The sequence below is a fragment of the Clostridium sp. C8 genome (assembly GCF_001010885.1).
GTDB lineage: Bacteria > Bacillota > Clostridia > Clostridiales > Clostridiaceae > Clostridium > Clostridium sartagoforme.
In genome coordinates, this window is sequence record NZ_LBMX01000026.1 from 1 (window position 1) to 1828 (window position 1828).

The 1828-nt window shown below is 30.6% G+C and carries 1 protein-coding gene; it reads right to left on the minus strand.

What is annotated here, in order from left to right; translation table 11 throughout:
* Positions 1-108 precede the first annotated feature (108 nt).
* Positions 109-1410 carry an IS110 family transposase gene (locus tag AAT22_RS03910; RefSeq protein WP_047000329.1) on the minus strand — a complete coding sequence of 434 codons (1302 nt, stop codon included), beginning with the start codon at positions 1408-1410 and terminating at the stop codon, positions 109-111.
* Positions 1411-1828: the final 418 nt, after the last annotated feature.

The window sequence follows — 1828 nt, forward strand, 5'->3', positions numbered from 1 at the left end:
AAGACCAGCTAATAATAGTCAAGTAAAATGTTAAAAAATATTTTTAATAAAAAAGGGTATAACAAATAAGCCATTTCAAAACACGAACGATTACAAAAAATGGATATATTAAGCTGCATTATTTAAAGCTTTATTTTCCAAAAACATTTGTTTATGTAGTTTAGGATCTCTTACCTCAAACCGTGTTTGATTTCGAAGAACCGCAAAAATATAGTTTATTATTTTATGCATTATTGCTACTAATGCAACCTTTGATTTTTTACCATTAAGGTTAGTTTGGTAATAATCTAATAAAATTTTGTTAATAGGGACACCATTACGGTTGGTTCTTATACAAGCGAGTGCAGCAGCATATAATGCCCTACGGCCTATTCGTGTACCGCGTTTTGAGATTTTATTTTGATTACCTTTAAAGTTACCTGACTCATTAACAGAGCTGTCTATACCAAAGAAGGCAACTAGGTGTTTAGGTTTTATGAAACCGCCAATATTGCCTATTTCAGCCATTAATGTAATAGCTGTTAATCGTCCTATTCCTGGAATAGAGTCAATAAGCTCAATATTTTTCTTGATTTGTTCAGGAAAGTTATTTGAACTAATTAAAGCTTCTATTTCGGTAAGTAGATTTTGAATTTCAGATTCTATAGCTTTTATAAGTGTTATTGTACTAGTTATTTTTACGGATAAACCGTGCAACGGTAGTCCAATAATTGTAGCCTCAGTTGCTATATCAATAAGCTTTAAGTACTTGTTTTGAGCCCATTTAGCACCTTTTTTAGATTTAGTAATTAATATATCTAATATTTTATCTTCAGGTGCATTTAAAATGGACTCTGGTGTTTGATAATTACTTAAAAGATCAATAGAAGTATTTGAAGTTACATTTGAAAATACATCTTTGTAACCAGGGAAAATAACTCTTAAATCAGTGGATAACTTTTTCTTATAAGTAGAACAAGTATCATTGAGTTTGTAATACTCCCTAATTAGAGATTTTAATAGGAAAATGTCTAGGCTAACGCCTTGCGAAAGCTTGATATTTTGAAATTTACCTATTTTGGCAATAGATAAAGCATCTTTTTTATCATTTTTCACTTTTCTTATATCCACATTTTTGTTACACTTAGTAACGAGTGGATTGATAACAAATGTGTTATCAAAGGTTTTATTAAGAAAGTGGAAAAGAGATAAGTGGTACACACCAGTGGACTCCATGAAAATTGCAGTTTTCATGTTAAACTCTTCTTCCACTTTCTTTATTTCTTTTTGTAAGTGATTGAAGCCACTGACATCATGCTTTATTTTAAAAGCCTTCCTATAAATATCTCCATTAGGTGCAAGTATTGCAACATATGAAAAATCTGCTGAAACATCAATTCCTACAGTAGGACTATAAAAAAATTTAGACATTGTATATATCTCCTTAAAATTTAGTTTAGAGATAGAATAGAAATTCCAATCTATCAGTTAGTCTATAACCTTGTTTGTGACACGGGTAATTCCCAAAGGGAAACCCAACCAGCTAAACATAGAAATCTACCTGATGGAATGATACGCTTTCTTACGGGTATAAGCTTAAAAAGCTTCCCAGGGGGAGTACATCTATCCTCTATTCAGGAGTATTATACTAAAATATATTTAATTTGGTTAGGTCCCTAATGGGATTTCATAGAAAACTAATATTACTAAAGATAAGCGTTTCGCATCATAAGATGCTAGGCGGGATAAATCTAAAAATAAGAATAATAAAATAATGATGAGTTGTAATATTCGGAAGAATAGTATTAAGTTTTCTATCAAATGTTATAACTACATCATACAAGGGGGA

What these genes read in the sequence shown, in the direction of transcription:
- AAT22_RS03910 (WP_047000329.1), bottom strand. Translation starts at nt 1,410, where the DNA reads ATGTCTAAATTTTTTTATAGTCCTACTGTAGGAATTGATGTTTCAGCA.